Below are 24,361 nucleotides of genomic sequence, written 5' to 3'. Positions count from 1 at the left end.
CTGTGATGGTTAGAGAAGGAGTAGAATGACCAGAGTAGCAGAAGTATTCCTTATTTTCAGTGTCTTGCTGCTATCGGGCTGTAGTGGCTATTATTCTACGTTGGATCCTGCTGGTCCGTATGCTCGATCAGTGGCATGGATCTGGTGGGGAATGTTTATCGTTGCTACATTAGTGCTTTTTGGTGTTTGCGGGCTCTGGTGGTATGCGATGCGAAAACGTAGTCGCGACTACAGTGATTTAGAAGTCCGCCGGGTTCTCAACCGGTTTATCTTGGCTGGCGGAACTGGTTTACCCGTGGTTGCCATGACGGTACTGCTAGCGTTTGGTATTCCGGAGGGTCACAAAATGATGCCATGGCCAGATGCTCGCGCGCTACATATTGACGTTCATGCTAAGCGGTGGGAGTGGCAGGTGAAGTACCCGAAGCAGAACATTCAACTCACCGATGAAATACACATCCCTGTCGATACGCCAATTGATGTGTATGTAACCAGTGCAGATGTTATTCACGGCTTTTGGGTGCCGCGACTGGGCGGTAAAATAGACGCGATTCCGGGTCGTACTAATGTGGTGCGAATACAGGCTGATAAACCAGGAAGTTATGGTGGGCAATGCGCAGAATATTGCGGGCAATCACACGCATTTATGAAATTTGAGGTAGTTGCACATTCTGCATCAGATTTTAAAAACTGGCTGGCACAACAACATGAGGGAAAGAATGAATAGGGAATCTGTGCTTGATGCCAAGTTTTCCAGGGTTTGGGACAACCTACCCGGATGGGGAGCATTAGCGGCTGTAAATCACACTTCTATTAGCTTGAGATTCATGTTGACCGGTGTGGTTTTCTTCCTGCTGGGTGGCATCTTAGCGATGCTCATTCGCACTCAGCTAGCGTTACCGGAACATGACCTGTTAAGTCCGGATCTCTATGCTCAGGTATTTACTATGCATGGCACGGTGATGATGTTTCTCTTTGCTATCCCGGTGCTGGAAGGGGCGGCGATGTACTTGATACCCAAGATGATCGGTACCCGTGATCTGGTGTTTCCGCGCCTCAGCGCGTTAGGTTACTACTGCTATCTGTTTGGCGGCCTCATCATAACCTCTAGCTTGCTTCTTGGTATCGCACCAGATGCCGGGTGGTTCATGTACACGCCTTTATCAAGTGCAGAATTCTCCCCCGGCCCCGGTTCTGATTTTTGGCTGTTGGGAATTACTTTTGTAGAGATTTCTGCGGTTTCAGCCGGCATTGAGTTAACTGTATCTATTCTACGTACTCGGGCACCCGGAATGACACTCGGCAAAATGCCCATTTTTGCCTGGTATATTTTAGCCATGGCATTAATGATTGTTTTTGGCTTTCCGCCGTTAATTTTTGCCAGTATCTTACTTGAACTTGAGCGCGCTGCTGGAATGCCTTTTTTTGATTCGGCCGCAGGTGGCGACCCGGTGCTATGGCAACATTTGTTCTGGCTGTTCGGGCATCCAGAGGTATACATTATATTTTTACCTGCTGCGGGTATTGTTTCCACCATTCTCCCTGTTTTCGCTGGTCGTCCGTTAGTCGGATACCGCTGGATAGTCTTAGCGGTAATCACGATGGGCTTTATTAGCTTCGGCCTGTGGGTTCATCACATGTTTACCGTTGGAATTCCGCAACTGGCGCAGGCATTTTTTTCCGTGGCCAGTATGCTGGTTGCGATTCCCACAGGCATTCAGGTATTTGCCTGGATAGCAACGTTGTGGACTGGTCGCGTCAGCTTTCAGTTGCCTATGCTTTGGATGTTTGGCTTTCTTTTTATTTTTGTCTGCGGCGGGCTTACGGGGGTCATGCTGGCTCTGGTACCGTTCAATTGGCAAGTTCACGATACGCATTTTGTGGTCGCTCATTTTCATTACGTGTTGATCGGAGGGATGCTTTTTCCTTTGATTGGCGGGCTTTATTATTGGTTACCTCACTTCTCTGGCAGAATGCCTTCTAAGAAAATAGGAAGCTGGGCATTTTGGCTGGTTTTTCTAGGTTTTAATATCACTTTTCTACTAATGCATATCACTGGTCTTTTGGGCATGCCTCGACGGGTATTTACCTATCAAAGCGATCTTGGCTGGGATTGGCTAAATCTACTCTCTTCCTTCGGTGGTTTTATCATGGCAATGGGCGTGGGGATGTTAATCCTCGACGTAATAATGCATTTTAAATTCGGCGCCAAGGCCAGCCATAACCCCTGGATGGCAGACACGTTAGAGTGGGCGACAGGAACGCCGCCAACCACCTACAACTTCATTAGTATCCCGCGTATCGAAAATCGTCATCCACTGTGGCAGGATCAGGGGTTGCCCCGTAGTATGGCACAAGGCGTACACGGACTTAGCAGCATTGAACATGGAAGACGCGAACTTTATGGTACCGATGCGATTACCGGCAAATTAAAAGAGGTCATGCATATCCCTAGTCACTCATGGTGGCCGCTATTGGTCGCTTTAGCGTTGGCAATCGTTTGCATAAGTTTATTAGTGCGGGCCTATCCGGTGGCCATGGGCGCGGCAGTAGTGGCGGCTGTTTTTCTGTTTCGCTGGAGTTGGGAAAATGGAGCGCACAAATCTATGGCGCCTCTTACCCCTGAAGAACAAGCGCGAGACGAGCCGCCGCTACATTCGCGTACGTGTGACGGGCCTGGGTTATGGGGAATGGCAGTGACGCTATTAGCTGATGGTGCTTTGTATTTATCGTTGCTTTTTGGCTGGCTTTATTTATGGACAGTAGCTCCTAACTGGGCTGTTCCGGAATCTTCGGCTATTCCATTAGGAAAAATGGCGCTAAGCGGCGCCTTGTTAACAGTCGCAGTGGTACTTTACAGACGCTTGGTAAAACGTCTGTGTGGAGGAAACGATCAGCACCTGGTTATTCAGCTATGGCTGGTTACGGGATTAGGGCTGTTACACCTGCTGGTACTATTGTGGATTACCTTAACCAGCGAGCTTCAATATACTAAACTGGCCCACGATGCAGTCCTTTTGGTAATGTTAGCGTTTTTAATATTTCATAGTGGCTTAAGTGTGATAGTAACCGGTTTACAGGCATTACGTGCAGGTTATGGCTATGTCAGTGCCAGGTTGCCCTACGAACCCGTTGTTATGAACCCGATGTGGTTATTCAGCCTGACAATATTCTGGATTAGCTACGCCAGCTTTTTGCTTCTGCCGTTGGTTTGGAAAGCCGCATGAAGATAGTCAGTACACATCCCTGGCACATTACAGCAGGCTTGGTGATATGGGCGGTGTGGTTTGTAGCGATTTATGGTGGTTTGTCTGTCGCTTGTGTAGTAAGTCCTCCGCCACCTGATAGCGGCGTTTTCAATTGGATAAATGCCGCTCTGATGATATCCACACTTGTTACCTCTGCTTATCTGGCTTGGTGTGCTTTGTTGTGCTGGCGTCGTATGCAAGACAGCGTCAAGCAAGCCCGCTTCACCTTGCGGTTGGCGGCAGCAGTTTACCTTGTTGGATGTTTGGCGACGTTGGCAGTCGGTGTGCCGACGATGGTGATAGTGCCATGTTTATAATACACATCTTATTTATTTCTGTACTATGGGCTGCACCAGCCTGGGCGCATAATCCCATTACCAGTGAAGGGCAGGATGCTGTTGCGGCTGGCTTGACCGCTGCCGTTGTGTTTGCGTTTTGGATTCTTTACTGGCTAGGCGCCCGGCATGCTACCCCCACGCCCTGGCGCCGCTGGGTATTTCATATTACGGCTGTAATAACCTTATTTACGATTCTGGGACCGCTTGACGAGTGGGCTGAACACAGTTCTGCGGCGCACATGACTCAGCATATGTTTATGATGGTAATAATCGCTCCTGCCTTTGCACTGGCTCGGCCGCTGCCTCAGTTGTATCGGGAGTGTGGTCGCTATGGAAAATGGTTATGGAAATCGGCCTTTAAAATTACTCAGTACCCGATGGTGTGCGCCTATGTCCACGGCTTTATGATTTGGTTTTGGCACATACCTGCGTTCTATATGCTGGCGGTCGAAAATCCATGGGTTCATATATTTGAACACGCTTGCTTTTTAGTAACTGCAGTATGGTTTTGGTGGGCGTGTCTCCATGCCTTTACACGCAAGGTACCTTACGCATTATTGGCGCTGTTGCTGACACTGATGCACACAGGGTTTTTAGGCGCATTGCTGACTTTTGCAAAAGAACCTTTATATGGTGAATCCCGCGACTTAGCCGATCAGCAGTTGGCAGGTTTGCTCATGTGGGTGTTAGGCGGTATTCCTTATATAACGGCAGCAATGTGGGCAGGTCATCGCTGGTATCGGCAATTACAGCGGCGATTTATCGATAATTAGCTTTTATTGATCGGGACGCTCTAGTGTATGGGTACCTAGCGACTTTGGCGTAATCGCTATATTAATCGCTTTTTTTACACCTGCAGTCTGAATTAGAGTTTAGAACTTAAAATACTGACCAGCAGACCGTACATCAGGTTTGCAAAGGCCGCTTAAACATGCCGCTATATTAGTGGGGTAGAAACAAGAAGAGCTAAGGCCTTAACTTCCGCTTTTTCGATTTACGTTAACTTGAATATCGGTGCTCTAGACCGCTGTCTAATAATTGATATGTCTAATACTAAAAGTGCGCTTGCTCCTCAAACCTGTAAGCTAAAGTAGTCAATTTTAACCCACCACTTACGATCGACAAGACAATTTATGAGGCGAGGATCTTGACGGTGATAGTTTACTTCATTTACCGCTTTGGAATTAGATGTAGCGCCTTATCAACTGGCGGAATAGACCTTTTACATAAAAGTGCACGTACAACCACTACCAGTTAATATGGCCCGGGCAACATACTGTCCCGGAAAGAACGTTCGTTGTCACTAGGGCGCGTTGACCTTTGCTGTTCACTTTTGCAGCCATTACAGGTGCTTTATACAAGGCAGAGACTGTGAAATGTAGTTGGGCCTACATGAACAGTTGATAACGCAGTAGAAAGTATCTGCAAGCGCTGCCCGGCGGGTTCTTCATAAACCTGTCTTGCTCTTTGTTGCTCACTATTTGCTTAGTTCACTACGCTACATAGTTCGCGGGGCGATCAACCCAAGTTTATTTTGAACGAAATTCCCACAGCAAAGATCAACGCGCCCTAATTGCAAAAAATGAAATAAGGAGGACTTGCATCAAGAATTCTTTCGCGATGCTACTATTGCTTTGGCTTAGTATGTCGAGCGCGCCTGCGTTAACTGAGTCAGAGCATTTATCTGCCGCGCTAGTAGACATTGCAGGAAAACGAATATGTGATCGTTTACAAAATCGCTACCGGGGTCTAAAGCGAGATCTTCCGGGCGGTGCCACCGCTTACAGTGGCACCCTTTGGATTCACTCCTGTGAGGTGGAATATAATGAGAAACAACAGGACATAATAACCTTACTGCTAGGAATAGAGGGATGGCGTTGGCTGTATAGAGAAAAAGAAAAGTTAGGCGCAGAATTTAAAGTAAGCGAGTTTGCTCAATTTCAAGTGGATATAAGCTTGCAGGGCAGGGTAGCGGCTAAATATGATCCACAGGCGAAACGCCTGGCGATGTGGTTAAAGCCGACAGAAACACCCGAGGTAAATTTTAAAGCGTCTGGTGATGTAGATGTTGAAAAAGAGGGAATGTGGGGAGCTGTATTGGCTGGTGCGGCCAGTCTAATAGGGCAATCTCCCGATACTCTGGCAGACGAAACTGACGTGCTCCAATAGATTCACACACCCAGTTAAGAGATAATTAACTCAACTGGAGTGTATATGAAAACCCGAAAAAGCTATTCAAAAGAATTCAAACTAGATGCTGTGAGTCTGGTTACAGAACAAAATTACAAGATTACTGAGGCAGCTCGTAGCCTTGGTATTAGCGCAAATATGTTGGGGCGTTGGCTTAAAGAGCAGGAGTCAGAAGGTGACCATGCATTTCGTGGTAATGGTAAGTTGACGCCGGAACAGGAAGAAATCCGTCGGCTCAGAGAAGAGAATAAGCGCCTGAAAATGGAGAAAGAGATCCTAAAAAAGGCGACGGTCTTCTTTGCCAAAGAAACCAAGTGAAATACGGTTTCATCACCCAACATAAGAAGACCTGGCCGATTAGCCTGATGTGCCAGGTTCTGGAAGTTAGTCGTCATAATTACTACAGCGCCATGCGACGTAACGAACAACTTGAACCAGATCCACAGCATGATGAGCTAATTGAGTGGGTACAGAAAATTGCAGATACCAGTGACTTTACCTATGGCGTAAGGCGTATGAAACGAGCGCTGAATTCACTGGGTTATCCGGTTGGAAAACAACGAACGCGCACCTTGATGAAGGAGGCCGGTGTTAGCGTTAGAAGGCGCAGAAAATACAAAGTAACGACTAACAGCGACCATCAGCAACCTGTATTCGAGAACGTGCTGTCACGCGACTTTGATGCGCAAAAACCGGATCAGGCGTATGTCTCGGACATTACCTATATCTGGACGCAAGAAGGCTGGCTGTATCTGGCCGTTGTAATTGATCTGTTCTCACGAAAAGTCGTGGGCTGGAGTATGTCTTCGCGGATGAATGCTCAGCTTGTGTTTGATGCGTTAACAATGGCTCTATGGCAACGTAAACCCAAAGCGGGCCTGATACATCATTCGGATCGTGGTTCGCAATACGCGAGCCGTCAATTTAGGAAATTACTGGCACAGTACAAGGTTACAGGCAGCATGAGTCGAAAAGGTGACTGTTGGGATAATGCCGTTGTGGAAAGCTTTTTCGGCACGTTAAAGCAAGAGCGTGTGCAATGGCGCCACTACCAGAGCCGCCACGCTGCTCAGCAGGATATCCTGCAATACATCACAATGTTTTATAACAGTCAAAGAATGCACTCATATCTGGATTACAGAAGTCCAAGTCAATATGAGGCTGAAATGGCTAACTTAGGAAAAGCTGCTTAACTGGGTTGTGTGAATTTGGTTGACCACGTCAAACAATCGCGGAGAAAGGAGAGAAACGGTTTAAGGAAAAAATATCAGAAGGCTTTAGTGTATCAATAGATTTTTGTTCTGGTCGCGTAGTTTCTGAACTTGGTCAGCTCAAGCAAGCCGCACTATTTACAAAACTGGATAAAAACCAGCGCGCGACATTTAAGAAGGTAAGCCTGAATCCGTCATCTTTTTTACTTTTTGGTCCTTACGGAGAAAAGTCTAAGCTACTTGACCTTCAGCTGCGCATGGAAGATCCAGCGAATTTTCAAAACAAATTAATTTGTTTAGATGATGCTATCCGACTAACGAAAACCTATATGGAAGGTGACAAACGCACACCAGAAGTTCCTGGTTTAGGGTTGGCTCAAGCTGATGATTCCAAAGGAGAGGTTACATTACGCAACGACCAACAAACTTGCCCGGTAGTGGCAATGTTTGCGATGGATGCAAGTGTAAAAGAGGATGCGTTGTTTGAGTTTAGAGTACGGGACTATAGCGAACCCACGCCTCTAATGCATTGCGATTGAACTTCACATGTACGTTGTAATACCTACTTAAAACGTCCGACAAGAAGTGAGTGTTATGAAAACTAAAGGGTACCTGTCAAGCATGAGAATTGCGCTTTGGTGAACACTTAGAGTTATCTTCTAAAGAAGATCTTTCGATTCCTCAGAAGCAAACCTGGTATTCGAACATATCAGTACCAGATAACGCCATATTTACCTTCAAGACCTAAATGCCTCGCGTTTCTTGGGATTGATAGTCTTCTACTTTGCCTTTTACGATGACATATAAATTAGTAACTAAAGCAGCTATAGCAGCAATACCTGGCATAGTTATTAAAGATAATAAAGGTCTTTATATCAGAGCGATTTTGCTCTTCGTTAACAATCGTACGATTTTTAATGCGCAAAAATCGGCCCGGAGGAACTTCCGGAAGATTCATCATTAAAGAAGCTGTATATACTTATCAAACTACGTTACAGCGCCATCAAACGGAAATTGAACAGTGACAATTGTATCTGCGAACGCCAGCAAGCGAAAGCTGGCAACAAGAATGATGTTTTTAAGTGCAGGAATGGTTACAGCGGCCTGGGCCACCATCATTCCCTTTATTAAAGAAGCACTCCAGATCAGTGACAGTATTATCGGCGGATTGTTGCTGTGCCTGGGACTGGGGGCAATGGTGGGCATGCCATTGGCTGGAATCGGCACAAGCCGCTACGGATGTCGCTCTGTGTTGATGGTATCGGTAACCGGATTTGCGCTGTTGTTCATGATAATTCCGGTGGCTGGAACTATTTTTACATTAGCGTTGGTATTGCTGGTGTTTGGTATGCTACTTGGAATTACAGATTGCACTATGAATATACAGGCAGTGGCTGTGGAAAAAGCGGAAGATCAAACGTTAATGTCAGGTTTTCATGGGTTTTATAGTCTTGGGGGCATGATAGGGGCACTTTTCGTCACCACGCAATTGGCCTTTAATATCAGCATCATGACAGCCTGTATAGCGACTTCCGCAATGGTCCTTTTATTCCTGGTTTTTGTCAGGCACGGCCTGTTGGAGAAAGTCCAGACGCAAAGCGGTTCCGTCTGGGTCCTACCGCAAAGTGTGGTAGTTCTTATCGGCTTAGTATGTTGCATCTTGTTTCTTGCTGAAGGGACTGTACTTGACTGGAGTGGAATTTTCCTCACGGAATATCGTGGTGTTTCTAACGCGATGGCAGGGTTAGGCGTCGCGTGTTTCTCTGTTGCCACGACAATTGGCCGGCTAACCGGCGATTACGTTGTTTTGAAATTGGGGCCTCGGCGTGTCATAAATGTAGGTACTTTGACTGCAATTGCCGGTCTTTTAACAACTCTACATTCTGAGGCATGGCAAATGGCATTGATTGGCTACACACTTGTAGGATTAGGTATAGCTAATACTGTGCCGATAATGTTTTCAGCTACAGGAAAACAGAACGTCATGCCTGAAGCCATGGCAGTGACAGCCGTCTCTACATTAGGATACGTGGGTGTACTTGCAGGCCCAGCTTTGGTGGGATTCAGTGCAGATGTTTTCAGCCTGCCGCTATCGCTTCACCTGATAGTGGCTCTGCTAATACTGTCATTAGCAGTAAGTAGAAACATCAGAGTGTGAGAAATTAAGGGTTTAAGCAATAAAAATTATATATATCCACTCATAGGTTGGACATTAAGGGTTAACCGAGACCAATCCATACTTCAAGCGCCCGGTTTTCCTGTCTCTGTCAGGATGTGCCCGTTTGGCATACCTTGATAGATAATTTACTGTCCAATTCCACGTTTGTTTTAATTCAGAGTAAGCGTCATGGAGTATCGATTCCATTAATGGGTAGAACCAGCTCTGCGTATTTTTCGCGACCATGAAGCTCGATATATCGACACCCATCAACCGTTGAATACTAAATCCAATTCGCCGTTTCACCAGCAGTGCCAGCAAACTGACCCATATCAGCCCTTCCATCAAGCCCGCGTTCCGGGTATTGAACTTGCGTAAATTGCAGTAGGATTTCCATTCTTTGAACAGTAACTCTATCTGCCAACGTAAGCTGTATAGTTGTACGACTGCTTTTGCCGGGTATTTCTCACGCGGCAAATTCGTTGCCCAATAGGTTGGCTCTGATTTACCCGTAGGCCAACTCGCTATCAGGCGATATGACACACTTCCCTCGACGTCCATATCGACCACTTGGCTTCGTCGGATGTGATGTTTCACGTCCTTGAGCTTCACATTGTCGAATCGTTTCAAGCGCTTACCCTGCGCTGTAACACCCAATAAAACCAAAGGGTTAGCGGTCGTTTTTGCCCTGACCAGATAGCTCCCTCCCGCCTGATGGATACTATCCAGATACGACAGTTTGAAATAGCCTCGGTCTGCCATAAATAAGCAGGCTACTAACGATTCGGCTGGCGGTAAAAAATCATACTCTGCCACGCTGTCTGCACTGACGGCTATCCGTTCAGGTTGACTGTGTAACATGTCCCAGCTCACATGAACCTCGACGGCCGCAGGACTAACGGTGGTAAAACGGCCTTTAAATTCTTCCTTTAACGCGTTGTGAACGGCAAACGAACTGCCATCTTGCAGCACGACCTGCTTAAACGCCGATAGGTCAGTGTCTGTACCAAGGATATGCTGCTGCCATTTATGCAATGCAACGCCCACTATGCGCTGAATCAACTGCTTAAATGCTGGCTTACTCAGTTGATTATGAAACGGCTTGTACTGCACATCGGTGTACGTCAATCCAGTAAAATAGCGGTGCAAATCACTGATGCAGTCAATGTTCTTGTCCCCCATGGCCGTCACCAGTGCCATCACTAATTCATAGGGCTTCACGATACGCTCCCGATGACAAAAACCACACCGTTTACCAATATCGTTAATATTAAATTCGTTCAGGACTTCCGTTATCTTGTTTAGCTCGTTATTCTTATCGCGCATGTTCTCAAATTTGTTTATGACGTTTGTTTGGCGATAAACATCTGATCAAATTTGAGACATGCATTCAAGTCCTAATTTCCTTAAGATCCTACCTATGTATATCCACTAGCACGGCTCGCTATTTCTCCGACTTTTTAAAAGGCAGTTTAAATGATACGTATTCTCGCATTTTCCGATATTCATAATAATCTTACTTGTGTAGATAAACTGATTTCTCAGGTTTCAGGTGAAAAGTTTGATTGTGTAGTAGTTGCCGGGGATATAGGTAATCAGACTGCTCCGACGTTTTTTGAAAAATTGTCGGTGTTGCCATTCCCCATCTGTTACGTGTATGGGAACTGGGACAGTAAGCTTTCCTATAATACTAAGTTTTCGGACAACAGCATCCATTTACACCAGAATATTCAGGAAATCGGCGGCTATTATGTGGTAGGTTTTAGTGGATGTCCCGCACATTGGGGACATAATCCAATTTATATAGACAAAAAGAAGCAACTGGAAAGCAACTACAGCGCTACGTTATCAGCACACAGGGAAATAAAGAGGAAAATTAAAGAGAAAAAACGCGGTGTTGATGCGCTTACAGAACTGGAAGATTCAAAAGACTTTCGCGACTATCTACATGCGAAGAAGACGCTCATTGGTGAGATAAACCATGAAAATAAACGTGCATTAGCCGCCTTGTTAGTAGATGAAAAGCAAGTAGATATGCGGAAGGTAATCATTGTCACACACGAGAGGCTTACCAAGATTACAGACTATTTTCCCGAGCCTCCGTTATTGACGCTGTTCGGGCACCTTCATAAATACAGTTTCAAGCAATGGCGCGATTGTACTTTCATCAATATATCACATTTGGACAATCAACCCTCTTCGTTTAAGCAAAAGCCTAAGCGAGCCACTCCAGGGAACTACTGTATAATTACCATCGAAAATGGCGCAATAACCAGTGAACAAGTCGATTTAATTCATCTGTAGGTTATACTCATTCGCTCTGGCGGTAGGTGAGTCTTCGCCGCAACAATGGGGAAGGGGGTTAAGACGAGATCATTAAGCAGTCTGATAAACTACAATTATAGGCTGCATGAAAATAACCATCGAACTTCAATATTTGCTCATATATAGACTTTCTCATTGAAGTAAAATCAGGGAAAATGGCGTCTTACGTTAAGTCCATGCCGGTCTCATTGGGCAATAATTACAGGATCAGAAAATGCCAAAGGCAAGTGAAATCAAGAAGAATAACACCATCGTATTTGACGGTAAAACCTGTATCGTGAGGGATATCGAGCGTTCAGTACCACAGGGGCGAGCCGGCGGCAGTATCTACCGCATGCGTATGTATGATGTGGTTAGTGGTGCTAAGTTTGACGAAACTTTTAAAGATTCGGACATGCTTGATATGGCGGACCTGGTGCGCCGGCCAGCGATGTTTTCTTATATGGACGGTGATGACTTTGTCTTTCTTGATAAAGAAGATTTCACGCCTTACCACCTCAACAAAGACAGTATTGCTGATGAGGCGCTGTTTATAAATGAGAAAACCGATTCCATTCAAGTGGTCATTGTTGACGAGGTGCCTGTGGCACTTGATTTACCAGTGAGTGTCGAATTGGAAGTGGTAGAAACCGATCCGTCTATAAAAGGTGCATCAGCCACTTCCAGGACTAAGCCCGCGAAATTATCTACAGGGCTGGTTGTGCAGGTTCCTGAGTACATCAGCACGGGTGAATGGATCAGGATCAACACCGAAGAACGTAAATTCCAGAGCCGCGCTTAACACCAGCCATATATCGCCGTAGCCACAGAGAGCTGCTGGCGTTAACGCTTCTGAAAGAAACGCATTTAAACGGTAAGCACAGGAAATAAAGCTACTGTGCTTATTAGATTGTAGGCAATGAATAAGACAATTAAAAAGCTCGATAACAATGTCGTCAAAGCGCTGACTCAGGCATGTGAAACTGCCAAACAATGGGACATCGGTTTTGAATGGCTTACACACACCGCGCGGTACAACCATTTTCCTGGCAGCCTAATGGTCACGTGTGTATTTAGTTCAGAGAACGAAATACAAATTGTTACTGACCAAGGCATAGACAAAAAGCTCCGTCAGCTAATTCAAGGCCAGTTACTTAAAGCTGGCATCCGTTTACAAGATATCCGGCGTCATGTTCGTCTCGATAGTGAAGAACGCTGTGTGAGCCAAGATAACGGCGACTGGAAAACGAGACTGTCGCGTTGGAGTAGTTGAAACTGGATTAACGTGGGAACAGCCATGTTTCAGCGGATAAATTCCCATCACGCAAGATAAGTGGAATTATCATGCGTGATGGACTTTGGTAAAATAGACACTTATACTGGTGTTATTCCCCAAGACTTTTAGTATCCAAAAGCGACATGACGACAAATTCTATTTCTATTACTTCGGGTTTTGTCAGCACATATAAAAAAGCCGTTAATGCTTACTTCACTGATATATTCACCAAGTTGCCAAAAAATACCCAGCGCGCTTACGTTTCCGATTTCAACGAGTTTGCCATTTTTTGTGAACAGGAAAATTTACCGGGCTTCAATGAAGTTATGGACAATAATCTTCATTGCATAAAGCGCTATGTTGAAGTGCTTTGCCAATCGCCGCTGGCTTACCGGACGATAAAACGTCGACTAAGCGCATTGAGTAAATTCTTAGGAATTGCGCAGCTTCCGAATCCCATTACGCAATCTGTTTACCTGAAGGATTTTGTCAGACTGTCTTTAGCAGAAAATGAAAAGTATCAGCTCAGCAGTCGCCAGGCGGTACCGCTCACATTGGATTTACTAGAACAAATAAATGAAAGTGTTATTCCAGACAGCCTGTTGGAAATGCGTGATTTGGCACTGATTAACTTAATGTTCGATGCGCTAATGCGTGCTGATGAAGTTGTTCGGGTTCGGCTTGATCACATTAACCGTCGCGATAATGCTGTGCTTGTATTAACTTCAAAATCCGATCAATCAGGTAAAGGTTCTTATCGCTATATATCCAATAGTACCTTGGCTATGATTGATGAATATGTAGAAGAATCGAATTTTGACGCTGCTAATTCCGTGCCGCGAAATCCGGAAGATCCTCGACGTATCAATAGCGGCATTTTATTCAGAAGGCTGTCAAATCGTGGACATGCCCTACTTCCTTATGATGAATCCGCCACGGGTAAATCATCAGCGGTACTGGAATATTCAAGCGTTTACCGAATATGGAAGCGGATTGCCCTTAGCGCGAATATTAAAGAAAATATTACACCACACTCTGGTCGCGTTGGCGGAGCCGTGTCCTTGGCAGAAAGTGGCGCAACCCTTCCCGAAATGCAACTGGCTGGCGGATGGCGTTCACCTGAAATGCCAGGACATTACGGTCAACAGGCTGCTGTAGGAAAAGGTGGTATGGCCCGTTTGGCCAAGAAACGAGGAAGATGAACAGCTAAACATGCTAAATGAAAATGCATGTTCACTTACCTTTTATTTCTGCAAAAGCATCTAGCGCTCGTTGTCGACTTGCTTTGAGGTCAACAATTGGATCAGGATAATCAGCCCCAAGCGTTATGTTTGCTTTGCGCAATACCTCTTCAGGTGCTTCCCAGGGTTTGTGAATATATTTTCTCGGTAAGAGCTTTAATTCAGGGCAATATTGACTAACGTATTCCCCTTCTTTATCGAATTTTTCTCCCTGCAACACAGGGTTAAATATACGAAAGTACGGGGCGGCATCGGCGCCTGAGCCAGCTACCCATTGCCAACTTGCACTGTTGCTCGCTAAATCGGCGTCAACCAGGCAGTCCCGAAACCACGCTTCCCCCTCTCGCCAGTCAATAAGCAGGTTTTTAACCAAAAATGAAGCCACAACCATGCGAATACGGTTATGCATATAGCCGGTTTGCCAGAGCTCACGAATACCGGCGTCGACAATGGGAATTCCGGTCTTTCCCTGCTGCCATGCTTGTAGATCGATGTTACTGCTACGCCACGGAAAAGTATCAAACTTTGGGTTAAAGTTTTTCGTCGCTAAATCAGGAAAGTAAAACAATAAGTAATAGCTAAATTCTCGCCAACCAAGCTCACTTAAAAAGGTATCGATATTCTTATTTTCGGTATCACCATATGCATCCTTAACCGCGTACCAGATTTGATGTGGTGAGATTTCACCAAAATGCAAATGTGGCGATAAACGGGAAGTACCAGGTACTGCCGGAATGTTGCGTTCCTCTTTATAATTGTCTGCAGTCTCTGTTAAAAACACGCTGAGACGTTCTGCAGCGCCCTCCTCTCCCGGTTGCCAGGTAATAGCTATTTTATGATACCAACGGATGTTTGGCATCAGCGTTAACTGGTCTAGTGGTAATCTCTTTAACGGCACATCGGCATAATCAATTCGAGGGGGCGGGGCTTGAGGAAAACGTGGAGGAGCAGCGTTAAGGCAGCCTTTTCGGTAGTAAGGCGTAAACACTTTATAGGCGCCGCCATCAGCTTTTCTGATATCCATGGGTTCCCATAACAGGCTGCCGTTAAAACTCCTAACCTCGATACTACTTGCTTTTAATGCGCATTTTATCTTTTTATCGCGCTGCATTTGATGCGGTCCATAGCACCGGTTCCAATAAACACTCTGAGCTTGAAAATTCTTTGCAAGTTTGGGAATTATCTCGTAGGGATCGCCCAGAAAAATCTGCAGATGCCCATTTAACCTGTCATTTAATTTCTGCAGAGAATGGTGCAGCCACCATTTAGAAGCACCACCGGGCTGTTGTTCATCAGGCGCTGTGGTGTCTTCGATATAAATGGGAACTAGCTTACCTTTATCACATGCTGCGTTAAGTGCAGGATTATCTTTTACGCGTAAATCCTGTCGGAACCACATTATACTTATCGGAACAGTCAAAAATTTTCCCTCAGAATAAATTACTACGTTTGTGTACGAGCTCTGTTAGGTACGACACTTGATCACATAAGATTATGATTGCCTTGCTAGCGCTAACGGCGGTGATTTTTTAACCACTCATTGAGCAGTTTAATTTGACCGCAGCGATATGCCGCGTAAATAACGCGTAGCGAATTGGATAAGACTTCGCTGTCACTCCATCCGGTCTTCTCTCTAATATCGTCATAACATTCCATTGCTTCTGGAGTAACGTACCCGCGGACTAACTTCTTGCCGGCTTGCTTCTGCCTTTCCCGAAATCGTCGTTGCTTTTCCGCGTTTGCGGAAGGGTTTTGTTTCTTTTTATCAGCCATGGTGCTTACTCCATTAGGGGAATTAGGGCCTATTGATTGCTGTCCGACTTTTGTTCTAAATAAACCGGTTTGATCGCGGCGCTAACTGTGAAGCCTCATCTCAATCAAAAAGTCAGCTTAGCGAATAGTGAGTAACGCGCAATACAACTTTATGACAAACCCTCTGGCAACTCTTGCAGGCACTTTCTTACTACGTTATCAGCTGTTCATGTAGGCCCGCTATATCTCGACGCCTCTGCCCTGCATAAAGAATCTGCTATCGCTGCATAATTGAACAGCAAAGATCCGCAGACCCTAGTTTAGATGTAAAAAAAGAGGAAATAAATCACTGTTCAGAGTTGTTTAGCTTACAAGTGTTCGCTAAATTAGGCCGCTGAATCTATTAAGTGAAGAGATAGCATGTCCGAAAAACAACACAGCTTTAATCGTGAAGATCTTCTTGCCTGTAGTCGAGGTGAAATGTTTGGTCCTGGTAACAGTCAATTACCAGCGCCCAACATGCTTATGATGGACCGTATAATCTCCATTACAGAAGATGGCGGAGCGCATGGTAAGGGAGAGATTATCGCGGAACTGGATATCAATCCTGAGCTATGGTTCTTTAAATGCCATTTTCCGGGCGATCCGGTAATGCCAGGCTGCCTGGGGCTGGACGCAATGTGGCAGTTAGTTGGATTTTTTCTTGGGTGGTGCGGCGGTCCGGGTAAAGGGCGAGCTCTGGGAGTCGGTGAAGTTAAATTTACCGGCCAAATTCTGCCGACAGCAAAGAAAGTAACCTATAAACTAACAATGAAGCGCGTAGTTAAACGCAAATTGTACATGGGGCTTGCAGATGGCTCTGTCGAGGTAGATGGAAGACAGATCTACACGGCTAAAGATCTGAAAGTAGGGCTTTTTCAAGATACTTCTAATTTTTAGTTAAACCCCCTACTCATTTTCAAAAAAAAAGCCCCGTTAGGGGCTTGTGTAAGAAAGAGATGTTAACGTACGGAATACCCGAGACTTCGGTCCTCTACCGCTTCACGCCATCCACCTAACCATTGGGATCTGGCATCAAATGCCTGAAATGGACAATTTTCTTTTGCACGACCACTTATTCCAGCGTGATACCCTTTTGCATGGGCGCGTGTGAGTTTATCTCTTTTTTGTCTTTTCATTGATGAGCCTCTTAAAATTGATTAATGTGCTTTAACAACTTTGCGCGGCCCTCTTCAATTAGTGTTTGCTAGTGCCGGCAAAAAGTTATTTTGCACACTAATGAGATAGTGGAAGAAGAAGAATGGTTCAAGTTATATTGATGAATTCTCCTGTTGACAGGAGGTAAAGTGATGAATTTCATTGTTTTTTACTCTTACACTTTTTTTGCATAAATATGTCGGGTATTAAAACCTGCTGAAATAACAAGCAGTGTCAGCCTCAACTTCTTCATTATCGAGCGTATATGTTTAAGCAAAACCCTTGGCAAGAGTGACTGGAAAGGATAAATATTGTTTTAAAAAAGCAAAAAATCCCGTTAACAGCGAGCTAACGGGATCCGTTCTGTCGAACAACAATATGTTAACTAAAACTTCTTACTTGCGTCGTCTAAACCCGAGGAAACCGGCTAGTGTAAGGAGCCACAGAGGCGACACTGCAGCGCCCTGACGCTCGTAGCTCTCTTCTTCGTCACCATCAACATCGCAGCTATCAGTAGTTTCGCTGTTCAGCGGACTCAGTTTTACCGCTACAATAGTGTCCTGCAAGACAGTTTCGCCAGCGCTGTTGAGTATCTCGTTACCATTGGCGTACCGTGCTGGAACGCGAACACGGGCATTAGCAATAATTTCGTTATTGTCGTTAATATCAATAGCATCGACCAGCGTGTATTCGCTGTCACACCCAACTAAGTCATTTAAATCGGTAAATTCGTCCGATTGAATATCGTACATAAACGCGTGAGTTTCGCGGTTGGTATCGGAGGCATAGTTAAATTCTGAGCTACCAACAATAATATTATTGTTGTTGATAGCATTACCGATTGTAGCAGAATTGATAAAAAATCCCTGAGGATAGCGCGCTTCCCCAGTATCAAGGTTATAGGCAAATAACCTTTCTCTGGCGTAGCTTCCAGGCTTACGAAGCGCCCAGCCGGTGATCCAGTTTTCGTCGTTTATGCTTAACGCACGGCTGGTAATATTTTCATCACGAGGAAGCAACTCGGTAGTTTCGCCGTTTGCAAATGACGTCGCCACCGAGCGGGATTGATAGGCAGAGATGTAAACAGTTTCCCCAGTAGCCGAGTCGCCTACTGCTATTCCGTTATTGTTGATATCGTAGGCGCGGGTGGCGTAAGAAGCTGTAGAGTCTTCTTCAGGAGTGAATAACAGCGGGTAGGTTGTTAAATTAATAACGTCGCCCGTTCCGTCCAATTGCCAGATCGTGGCACGTACCTGCGCCGCTGCGCTGTAGGCGCTGGTATAAAGAATATTGCGCAGACAAATCTCAACTGGTTGATCACCCCGCTCTTCATCGTCGTTACATTCCTCGATAGCGGTATCTAGACTATCTAAGAATGAAGTGGTGCCATAACCAGCAACTTGTAAATTATCGTTAACAGCGTAGGCGTAACTTAATCCGTTTAACGTTGTATCTTCCGGTGCCAGTCGCTTGGTTACACCATTCACTTGTGCAAAGGCCTGATCTCGCATCGTATTGTAGGTGTAGGTAACTTCTTCATCATCTTCATTAGTGTATTCAAGATCTGTATACAATCCTTCAGAGACGCCGACAATGACATTTCTATTCAAGCTATCTCTCGCTATCGTTCTAACAGAGCGGGAGTAATCGTCAAATTTTTCTGAGACTTCATCAAATCCGGGCACCAGGTCGGCATCCACAGTATCGGAAACATAGCTGCGATAAGGCGCCAAATGCTGGGTGAGCACATTGTTGTTCGAACTGTAATATAAAATGAAATTATAGATTGTTGAGAAATCGGCATTGCTGAAAATGCCCTGACGTATGTCGTCTTCATCTTCTAACGAGTAAGAGGTATTACCATACGTACTGGCGTCATAAAATCCAGAATCCTCAAGGCGTTCTAAATCGATAGGCGGATTGAACTCGTATTGAACAGTGGTCAGCATTGAGCCAGTATTGTCAATGGACTGAGCATAGTTATCTTTTGCAATATCCTGAACCGGTAACGGTGTTACAGAATAGGTTGCAGCAGCGGCTGATAAACTACCGGTTGCCAGCAACACTGCGGCGGTAAGCTGTGTTAATTTCATTTAAAATCCTATTTACTGCTGATCTTTTTCCAGCATACTTTCTAATTCATCCCAGCGCGCGTATTTCTGAGATAGCTCTGCTTCAATGTCGTCAAGCTTCGCCAGCGTATCGGCTGTGGCTTTACTGTCTTTTTTAAAAAAATCCGGGTCGTTAATTATTTCCTGACATGTTGCCAGCTTTGTTTCGAGGCGCTCAATATCACCAGGCAAGGCTTCGAGTTCCCGTTGATCTTTATATGATAGCTTTTTGGCCTTGCCGGGAGAAGGCTTCTGACTAGGACTTTCAGTTTGGGCTTTAGTTTCATTCTTCGCAGTGTTATCAACTGTTTCTTTCTGCGCAGGCTGAGATTTATACCACTGTTCAATATCAGAGTAGCCACCGACAAATTCGCGAATTTCCCCTTCGCCTTCAAAAACCACGCAACTGTTGGCGACATTATCGACAAATTCCCTGTCATGACTCACCAGCAACACCGTACCTGCATATTCTGCGAGCAGTGTCTCCAGCATTTCAAGAGTTTCCACATCCAGGTCGTTTGTGGGTTCATCAAGAACCAGCACATTGCTCGGTTTGAGCATGAGTTTTGCCAGCATCAAGCGGTTTTTTTCACCGCCGGACAAGGATTTTACCGGCGCATTCACCCGCTCAGGGCTAAACAGATAATCCTGCAGATAACTGATAACGTGTCGAGGCTGACCGTTTACTTCTAAATCCCGTTTTCCATCCCCTACTGCATCAATCACCGTTTGATTCAAATCCAGCCCGTGGCGGTGTTGATCAAAATAAGCCACTTCCAGATTGGTTCCACGTTTCACATTGCCGCTCACCGGCTCAAGTTCACCAAGAAGAAGCTTAATTAACGTAGTTTTACCGCTACCGTTTGGACCGATCAACGCAAGCTTATCGCCGCGAAGCACGTGCAAGTTGAGGTGATTAACGATAGGTTTACCTTCTATCTGGTAATGCAAATCGCTGACTTCGAAAACCACTTTACCTGAACGTTGTCCCTGGTGCTGGTTAACTACCGCATTTCCTTGGGTAGAGCGCCTGGCCCGGCGTTCCTCACGAAGCTTTTTCAGTGCTCTTACCCTGCCTTCATTGCGCGTGCGGCGGGCTTTTATCCCTTGGCGAATCCATACTTCTTCTTGCGCGAGCTTACGATCAAACTCAGCATTTTGGGTCGCTTCAACTTCAAGATCTTGTTGTTTCTTCTCAAGATAGGTTTCGTAGTTCCCTGGGTAACTGGTTAACTTACCTCTATCTAAATCCACAATTCGTGTGGCCATTTTTCGAATGAATGCCCTGTCATGGCTGACAAACACGATAGCGCCCTTGTAGTTACTCAAGCTCTGTTCTAACCAACGGATCATTTCAATGTCCAGGTGGTTAGTAGGTTCATCGAGCAACAGTAAATCGGGTGAGCGAACAAGTGCTCTGGCTAATGCTGCTTTTCTGCGCCAGCCGCCCGAAAGAGAAGACAGTGAAATGTCAGGTTCAAGCTTCAACATTGTCAACACTTGCTCAATTTGTTGCTCAAACTGCCAGGCATCTCTGCTATCCAGGACTTCCTGAAGATTCTGCATGCGCATTAAGTTCGCTTCGCTGGGATCTTCAGCAACAATTTTAAGCTGATGAGAGTACTGCTTGAGCACTTCTCCCACATCCGCTAACCCTTCCGCGACATAATCGAACAAGCTGATATCAGTGGTTTGCGGAGGATCTTGTTCCAAACGCGCAATCACTGTGGTGCTGTCTATAATTCGTTGACCATCATCAGCAATAATATCGCCAGCAATAACTTTCATCAGCGTAGATTTGCCACTGCCATTGCGACCCACCAGGCATACCCGCTCTCGCGGTTGCACGACAAGTTCAACACCATCTAATAGTGGCGGGCTGCCGTAAATAACGGTTATTCCCTTTAGTTGAAGAACGCTCATTGTAAAAATAACTCCAACGTTTCAAGATCAAACGGCCACCCTAATTCCTGCTGGGTATCTTGCCGCTTTAAAACCGGAATACGAGCACCATATAGGTGATAGAGCTGCGTATCCTCTCGAATATTATACTTAGTGATATCCAGCTCTCGTTGATGCTGACTTTGTGCCAGTATGTCATCAGCCAAATCACACAGCCCACACTCGGGGCCGGTATAAAACGCTAACTTCATAATTGAAAAATCCAGCACTTATGAATAGATTGGTGGCGAGCAAAATCTTCGGGTATGGTTTCTTTTGAAATATCAGTAATGGTAAACCCCATTGCTTCCAGCGCAACGCTATCCAGCTTAAAACCACGCTTATTATTGGAAAACACTATCGTGCCTTTCTCTCGCAAGCAGCGGCGAGCATCGGTTAACAAAGCGATGTGATCTCGCTGCACATCCCAGGTGCCGGACATTCTTTTAGAATTAGAAAAGGACGGCGGATCGATAAACATTAAATCGTACTGTCCATTATGTGATGCCATCCAGCTTGTGCAGTCGGCTTGAATAAAAGCGTAAGCACCGTTTAGGTTATTGCACTTAAAGTTTTCTTTTGCCCATTCGAGGTAAGTATTAGACATATCCACAGTGGTGACAGAGCGAGCTTTACCCAATGCCGCAAACACCGATACGCTACCCGTGTAGGAAAATAAATTGAGAACATCTTTACCTGCGGCACGTTGACGCACGATTTGGCGGGTTAGTCGATGATCTAAAAATAATCCTGTATCAAGATAATCGGTCAGGTTCACCAGTAATTTCGCACCGTTTTCCCAAACCTCGAGTTTATCGCCTTTCTGATCAAATTTTTCGTACTGCGATGTACCCTTTTGCTGGCTACGAACTTTCAAAGCAATTTTCTTTGCCGACACGCCGGTAACTGCAGGTAAATGCAGCAACACTTCCTGTAAGCGGCGGCGGGCCTTATCTTCAGATACTGTTTTCGGCGGTGCATATTCCTGCACCACCAACCAGTCAGCATAGCAATCTACAGCTACATTGTAGTCTGGCAGATCGGCGTCATAGATTCTGTAACAGTTCGTATCCTGGCTTTTTATCCATCCTTTAATCCGCTTAAGATTTTTACGCAGACGATTAGCGAATTCATGGTTTTGCGCGTCATCACCAAATTGCTGGCAATTTTCTTCGTCAAGCACATAGTTCACCAGACGGCATTCCAGTTTGCCGTTATTCATGGCGTAATCTTTTGCCGCACGTAGTTTCAGAATACGCAGTAAATCGCGATTGCTGCTGAGCAGCGTAATATGCCAGCCTTGCCACGTTTCTTTAAACTGCTTGCCCCACTGCGCAAACAACGGCAACAGCTCTGTCAGTTCACCCAGCCGCTCACCATAGGGCGGGTTGCTGACCATATATCCTTGTACTTTGGTGGGAGGTGCTGCTTTGGTGGCGTCTTGAACGCTAAAATGTATATCTTTAAATACGCCGGCGTAGTCAGCATTTTTTCGAGCGATGGCGATAAGTCTGCGGCTGACATCGCTGGCATAAATCGGCGCTGACGCTGTATGCTGCTGAGCCATTGCTTCTTCAATTAACCTATCCCAGTGTTTGGCATCATGCTGAAGCCAGCGGCTAAAACCCCAGTATTCTCGCTTTATCCCAGGTGCAATATTGCGGGCAATATACGCCGCTTCAATGGCAATAGTGCCGGATCCACACATCACATCCACAAGAGGCTTGCTGGTATCATTTGCCCAACCCGATCGCATAAGCATGGCACAGGCAATATGCTCTTTTAACGGCGCTTCTCCGGCTTGCTGCCGGTATTCCCGTTGATGCAAACTGCTGCCGCTTAAATCGAGCCCCATAATGACGCTGTCTCGCTGACATCTTACATACACCGGAAAATCAGAAAACTTTCTTTCAACAGAAGGACGTTGCCCGGTTTCTTCCACAAAATGATCAACAATAGCATCTTTAACTTTTACCGCACCAAACTGCGTATTATTGATTACTCGATTGGTGCCCACAAATTGAACGCTAAGGGTATGTTGCGGTTGCAGATGCATCGACCAATCAACAGACGCTGCTACATCATATAAATTTTCAGCAGAAAGACATTTTCCTGCGGTCAGCACCCAAATTACCCGGTTTGCTAAGCGCGACCACAGGCAAAGGGTATAGGCCTGATGAAGTTCACCTTCAAATTGAACCATACCGGGCGACATAGAGACTTGTACACCCGGACACAGCGTCTCGACTTCCTGCTTTAGAAGCTCATCCAGGCCTCGACTTGTTGTCACTAAAATTTTATTCATAAATTGCTTTTTAACCAGGCGCTATCAAGTGCAGCGCAAAAATAATGGCGTTAAACCTTACAGCGATTTAACGATGCGAGTGACGAGATCCGGCCCCTGATAAATGAATGAAGAGTAAATCTGCACCAATGATGCCCCTGCCCCAAGCCGGTCTTTCGCTGCCTGAGCGGAGTCAATGCCGCCCACACCGATAATCGGCAACGCCCGATCCAGGGCTTTTGCTAATTTTTCGGTAACACTATGGCTCATTTGCGTAAGCACCGAACCACTGAGACCGCCAGCTTCATCGCTGTGCTTCAAACCTACAACGCTATCTCTGCTAAGCGTAGTGTTGGTGGCGATTACACCATCCATTTTGCTGTCAATCAGCGATTTCGCTATGCTCTGAATTTCAAGGTCGCTCAGATCCGGTGCAATTTTGATAAAAAGCGGAACATATTTGCCATGGGTCTGACACAGTGTTTCCTGTGCCGATTTAAGCCCAACCAATAAAGCATCCAGCGCATCACCGTACTGCAGATTGCGTAACCCCGGCGTATTAGGAGAGGAAATATTTACCGTGACATAACTGGCGTAAGGATACACTTTATTTAAACATATAAGGTAGTCATCAAGCGCTTTAGATTCTTCGGTATCTTTGTTTTTCCCAATATTAATCCCTATTGGACCTTTAAAACGCGCACTTTTTACCTGTTGAACAAGATGGTCTACGCCTTTATTGTTGAACCCCATTCTATTTATGATCGCATGCTTTTCGGGTAAACGAAACATTCTTGGCTTGGGATTTCCGGCCTGCGGGCGCGGTGTTACCGTTCCGACTTCTACAAAGCCAAAACCCATGGCCGCGAATGCATCAATGCATTCGCCGTTTTTGTCTAAGCCCGCTGCCAAACCCAACGGATTGTTAAAAGTGATACCGGCTACTTTCACCGGCTTACTAATTATTTGCTTACTGTAAAGCCATTTTAGCGGGGTATGCTGAGTGCGGTGCAACCATTTAATGGCAAATTCGTGGCTACGTTCCGGATCGCATTGTAACAATATTTTCTGAGCTAAAGAGTACATGAATGCTCGCTATAAAAAAGCCCT

Annotated in this window: 22 protein-coding genes; 13 read left to right on the top strand and 9 right to left on the bottom strand. The window is 45.6% G+C overall.

From position 1 onward, the window contains the following. The first annotated feature begins 25 nt into the window (after nucleotides 1-25). The 8 genes from coxB (at nucleotide 26) to CA267_RS18640 (ending at nucleotide 9,145) form a co-directional block, all read left to right on the top strand. Nucleotides 26-727 carry a cytochrome c oxidase subunit II gene (gene coxB / locus CA267_RS18675; RefSeq protein ID WP_075609385.1) on the top strand — a complete coding sequence of 234 codons (702 nt, stop codon included), beginning with the start codon at nucleotides 26-28 and terminating at the stop codon, nucleotides 725-727. Continuing rightward, nucleotides 720-3,227, top strand: a complete 2,508-nt coding sequence (gene ctaD, locus CA267_RS18670) for a cytochrome c oxidase subunit I (RefSeq protein WP_097349230.1) — start codon at nucleotides 720-722, stop codon at nucleotides 3,225-3,227. The genes coxB and ctaD overlap by 8 nt, the downstream gene beginning before the upstream one ends. Next, entirely contained in the window at nucleotides 3,224-3,565 is a 342-nt protein-coding gene (locus tag CA267_RS18665) for a hypothetical protein (RefSeq protein WP_075609387.1), read from the top strand. The genes ctaD and CA267_RS18665 overlap by 4 nt, the downstream gene beginning before the upstream one ends. Next, nucleotides 3,556-4,359: a cytochrome c oxidase assembly protein gene (locus CA267_RS18660; protein WP_075609388.1), complete on the top strand. Its 804-nt coding sequence runs from the start codon at nucleotides 3,556-3,558 to the stop codon at nucleotides 4,357-4,359. The genes CA267_RS18665 and CA267_RS18660 overlap by 10 nt, the downstream gene beginning before the upstream one ends. Before the next feature lie 871 nt (nucleotides 4,360-5,230). Next, nucleotides 5,231-5,755, top strand: a complete 525-nt coding sequence (locus CA267_RS18655) for a hypothetical protein (protein ID WP_139316243.1) — start codon at nucleotides 5,231-5,233, stop codon at nucleotides 5,753-5,755. Between the two features lie 45 nt (nucleotides 5,756-5,800). After that, nucleotides 5,801-6,969 (top strand): IS3 family transposase gene (locus tag CA267_RS18650; protein ID WP_097349138.1). Its coding sequence is split into 2 segments (ribosomal slippage): nucleotides 5,801-6,053 and nucleotides 6,053-6,969, totalling 1,170 coding nucleotides; the frame shifts between segments, so codons are not numbered across the junction. Between the two features lie 275 nt (nucleotides 6,970-7,244). Beyond that, entirely contained in the window at nucleotides 7,245-7,526 is a 282-nt protein-coding gene (locus CA267_RS18645; protein WP_075609390.1) for a hypothetical protein, read from the top strand. A gap of 482 nt (nucleotides 7,527-8,008) precedes the next feature. After that, complete coding sequence (locus CA267_RS18640; RefSeq protein WP_075609391.1) at nucleotides 8,009-9,145, top strand: MFS transporter; 1,137 nt, start codon at nucleotides 8,009-8,011, stop codon at nucleotides 9,143-9,145. 54 nt (nucleotides 9,146-9,199) lie between these two features. Here CA267_RS18640 and CA267_RS18635 read toward each other — a convergent pair whose 3' ends face one another. After that, on the bottom strand, nucleotides 9,200-10,471 hold the full coding sequence (locus CA267_RS18635) for an IS4 family transposase (RefSeq protein ID WP_075609392.1): 1,272 nt from the start codon (nucleotides 10,469-10,471) through the stop codon (nucleotides 9,200-9,202). 150 nt (nucleotides 10,472-10,621) lie between these two features. Here CA267_RS18635 and CA267_RS18630 point away from each other — a divergent pair, with 150 nt between their 5' ends. The 4 genes from CA267_RS18630 to CA267_RS18615 all read left to right on the top strand — a co-directional run bounded on the left by CA267_RS18630 (nucleotide 10,622) and on the right by CA267_RS18615 (nucleotide 13,927). After that, the gene (locus tag CA267_RS18630; RefSeq protein ID WP_075609393.1) at nucleotides 10,622-11,449 is read left to right on the top strand and encodes a metallophosphoesterase family protein; all 828 of its coding nucleotides are present in this window, start codon (nucleotides 10,622-10,624) and stop codon (nucleotides 11,447-11,449) included. Between the two features lie 235 nt (nucleotides 11,450-11,684). Next, nucleotides 11,685-12,251, top strand: coding sequence for an elongation factor P-like protein EfpL (efpL, locus tag CA267_RS18625; RefSeq protein ID WP_075609394.1), 567 nt, complete (start codon nucleotides 11,685-11,687; stop codon nucleotides 12,249-12,251). A gap of 117 nt (nucleotides 12,252-12,368) precedes the next feature. Next, a complete protein-coding gene (locus CA267_RS18620; protein WP_075609395.1) occupies nucleotides 12,369-12,722 on the top strand; it encodes a Fis family transcriptional regulator in 354 nt (117 codons plus the stop codon). Nucleotides 12,723-12,868: 146 nt separating this feature from the next. Further along, the gene (locus tag CA267_RS18615; RefSeq protein ID WP_075609396.1) at nucleotides 12,869-13,927 is read left to right on the top strand and encodes a tyrosine-type recombinase/integrase; all 1,059 of its coding nucleotides are present in this window, start codon (nucleotides 12,869-12,871) and stop codon (nucleotides 13,925-13,927) included. Between the two features lie 31 nt (nucleotides 13,928-13,958). On the opposite strand, the gene CA267_RS18610 is transcribed toward CA267_RS18615, so the two are convergent. Further along, nucleotides 13,959-15,386 (bottom strand): cryptochrome/photolyase family protein, encoded by a 1,428-nt coding sequence (locus CA267_RS18610; RefSeq protein WP_075609397.1) that lies wholly within the window; start codon nucleotides 15,384-15,386, stop codon nucleotides 13,959-13,961. A 92-nt stretch (nucleotides 15,387-15,478) separates the two neighbouring features. Then, nucleotides 15,479-15,739 (bottom strand): hypothetical protein, encoded by a 261-nt coding sequence (locus tag CA267_RS18605; protein ID WP_075609398.1) that lies wholly within the window; start codon nucleotides 15,737-15,739, stop codon nucleotides 15,479-15,481. 399 nt (nucleotides 15,740-16,138) lie between these two features. On the opposite strand from CA267_RS18605, the gene fabA reads away from it, so the two are divergent. Further along, entirely contained in the window at nucleotides 16,139-16,657 is a 519-nt protein-coding gene (gene fabA / locus CA267_RS18600) for a bifunctional 3-hydroxydecanoyl-ACP dehydratase/trans-2-decenoyl-ACP isomerase (protein WP_075609399.1), read from the top strand. Between the two features lie 62 nt (nucleotides 16,658-16,719). Here fabA and rmf read toward each other — a convergent pair whose 3' ends face one another. The 6 genes from rmf to pyrD form a co-directional block, all read right to left on the bottom strand. Further along, nucleotides 16,720-16,896 (bottom strand): ribosome modulation factor, encoded by a 177-nt coding sequence (rmf, locus tag CA267_RS18595; RefSeq protein WP_075609400.1) that lies wholly within the window; start codon nucleotides 16,894-16,896, stop codon nucleotides 16,720-16,722. A 414-nt stretch (nucleotides 16,897-17,310) separates the two neighbouring features. Then, nucleotides 17,311-19,008 carry a DUF3466 family protein gene (locus tag CA267_RS18590; protein WP_075609401.1) on the bottom strand — a complete coding sequence of 566 codons (1,698 nt, stop codon included), beginning with the start codon at nucleotides 19,006-19,008 and terminating at the stop codon, nucleotides 17,311-17,313. Nucleotides 19,009-19,020: 12 nt separating this feature from the next. Continuing rightward, nucleotides 19,021-20,949 carry an ATP-binding cassette ATPase Uup gene (gene uup / locus CA267_RS18585; protein WP_075609402.1) on the bottom strand — a complete coding sequence of 643 codons (1,929 nt, stop codon included), beginning with the start codon at nucleotides 20,947-20,949 and terminating at the stop codon, nucleotides 19,021-19,023. Next, complete coding sequence (locus tag CA267_RS18580; protein WP_075609403.1) at nucleotides 20,946-21,179, bottom strand: glutaredoxin family protein; 234 nt, start codon at nucleotides 21,177-21,179, stop codon at nucleotides 20,946-20,948. Before CA267_RS18580 ends, uup begins: the two co-directional genes overlap by 4 nt. Further along, on the bottom strand, nucleotides 21,176-23,272 hold the full coding sequence (rlmKL, locus tag CA267_RS18575) for a bifunctional 23S rRNA (guanine(2069)-N(7))-methyltransferase RlmK/23S rRNA (guanine(2445)-N(2))-methyltransferase RlmL (RefSeq protein ID WP_075609404.1): 2,097 nt from the start codon (nucleotides 23,270-23,272) through the stop codon (nucleotides 21,176-21,178). Before rlmKL ends, CA267_RS18580 begins: the two co-directional genes overlap by 4 nt. A 57-nt stretch (nucleotides 23,273-23,329) precedes the next feature. Next, nucleotides 23,330-24,337: a quinone-dependent dihydroorotate dehydrogenase gene (gene pyrD / locus CA267_RS18570; RefSeq protein WP_075609405.1), complete on the bottom strand. Its 1,008-nt coding sequence runs from the start codon at nucleotides 24,335-24,337 to the stop codon at nucleotides 23,330-23,332. Nucleotides 24,338-24,361 lie beyond the last annotated feature (24 nt).

Origin of the sequence: Alteromonas pelagimontana (assembly GCF_002499975.2) — a bacterium.
Lineage (GTDB): Bacteria > Pseudomonadota > Gammaproteobacteria > Enterobacterales > Alteromonadaceae > Alteromonas > Alteromonas pelagimontana.
This window is presented reverse-complemented; position numbering and strand designations above follow the sequence as displayed.

Coding starts and splice junctions, on each gene's coding strand:
- coxB (WP_075609385.1), top strand. CDS start 26: ATGACCAGAGTAGCAGAAGTATTCCTTATTTTCAGTGTCTTGCTGCTA.
- ctaD (WP_097349230.1), top strand. CDS start 720: ATGAATAGGGAATCTGTGCTTGATGCCAAGTTTTCCAGGGTTTGGGAC.
- CA267_RS18665 (WP_075609387.1), top strand. CDS start 3,224: ATGAAGATAGTCAGTACACATCCCTGGCACATTACAGCAGGCTTGGTG.
- CA267_RS18660 (WP_075609388.1), top strand. CDS start 3,556: ATGTTTATAATACACATCTTATTTATTTCTGTACTATGGGCTGCACCA.
- CA267_RS18655 (WP_139316243.1), top strand. CDS start 5,231: ATGTCGAGCGCGCCTGCGTTAACTGAGTCAGAGCATTTATCTGCCGCG.
- CA267_RS18645 (WP_075609390.1), top strand. CDS start 7,245: ATGGAAGATCCAGCGAATTTTCAAAACAAATTAATTTGTTTAGATGAT.
- CA267_RS18635 (WP_075609392.1), bottom strand. CDS start 10,471: ATGCGCGATAAGAATAACGAGCTAAACAAGATAACGGAAGTCCTGAAC.
- CA267_RS18630 (WP_075609393.1), top strand. CDS start 10,622: ATGATACGTATTCTCGCATTTTCCGATATTCATAATAATCTTACTTGT.
- efpL (WP_075609394.1), top strand. CDS start 11,685: ATGCCAAAGGCAAGTGAAATCAAGAAGAATAACACCATCGTATTTGAC.
- CA267_RS18620 (WP_075609395.1), top strand. CDS start 12,369: ATGAATAAGACAATTAAAAAGCTCGATAACAATGTCGTCAAAGCGCTG.
- CA267_RS18615 (WP_075609396.1), top strand. CDS start 12,869: ATGACGACAAATTCTATTTCTATTACTTCGGGTTTTGTCAGCACATAT.
- CA267_RS18605 (WP_075609398.1), bottom strand. CDS start 15,739: ATGGCTGATAAAAAGAAACAAAACCCTTCCGCAAACGCGGAAAAGCAA.
- fabA (WP_075609399.1), top strand. CDS start 16,139: ATGTCCGAAAAACAACACAGCTTTAATCGTGAAGATCTTCTTGCCTGT.
- rmf (WP_075609400.1), bottom strand. CDS start 16,896: ATGAAAAGACAAAAAAGAGATAAACTCACACGCGCCCATGCAAAAGGG.
- CA267_RS18590 (WP_075609401.1), bottom strand. CDS start 19,008: ATGAAATTAACACAGCTTACCGCCGCAGTGTTGCTGGCAACCGGTAGT.
- uup (WP_075609402.1), bottom strand. CDS start 20,949: ATGAGCGTTCTTCAACTAAAGGGAATAACCGTTATTTACGGCAGCCCG.
- CA267_RS18580 (WP_075609403.1), bottom strand. CDS start 21,179: ATGAAGTTAGCGTTTTATACCGGCCCCGAGTGTGGGCTGTGTGATTTG.
- rlmKL (WP_075609404.1), bottom strand. CDS start 23,272: ATGAATAAAATTTTAGTGACAACAAGTCGAGGCCTGGATGAGCTTCTA.
- pyrD (WP_075609405.1), bottom strand. CDS start 24,337: ATGTACTCTTTAGCTCAGAAAATATTGTTACAATGCGATCCGGAACGT.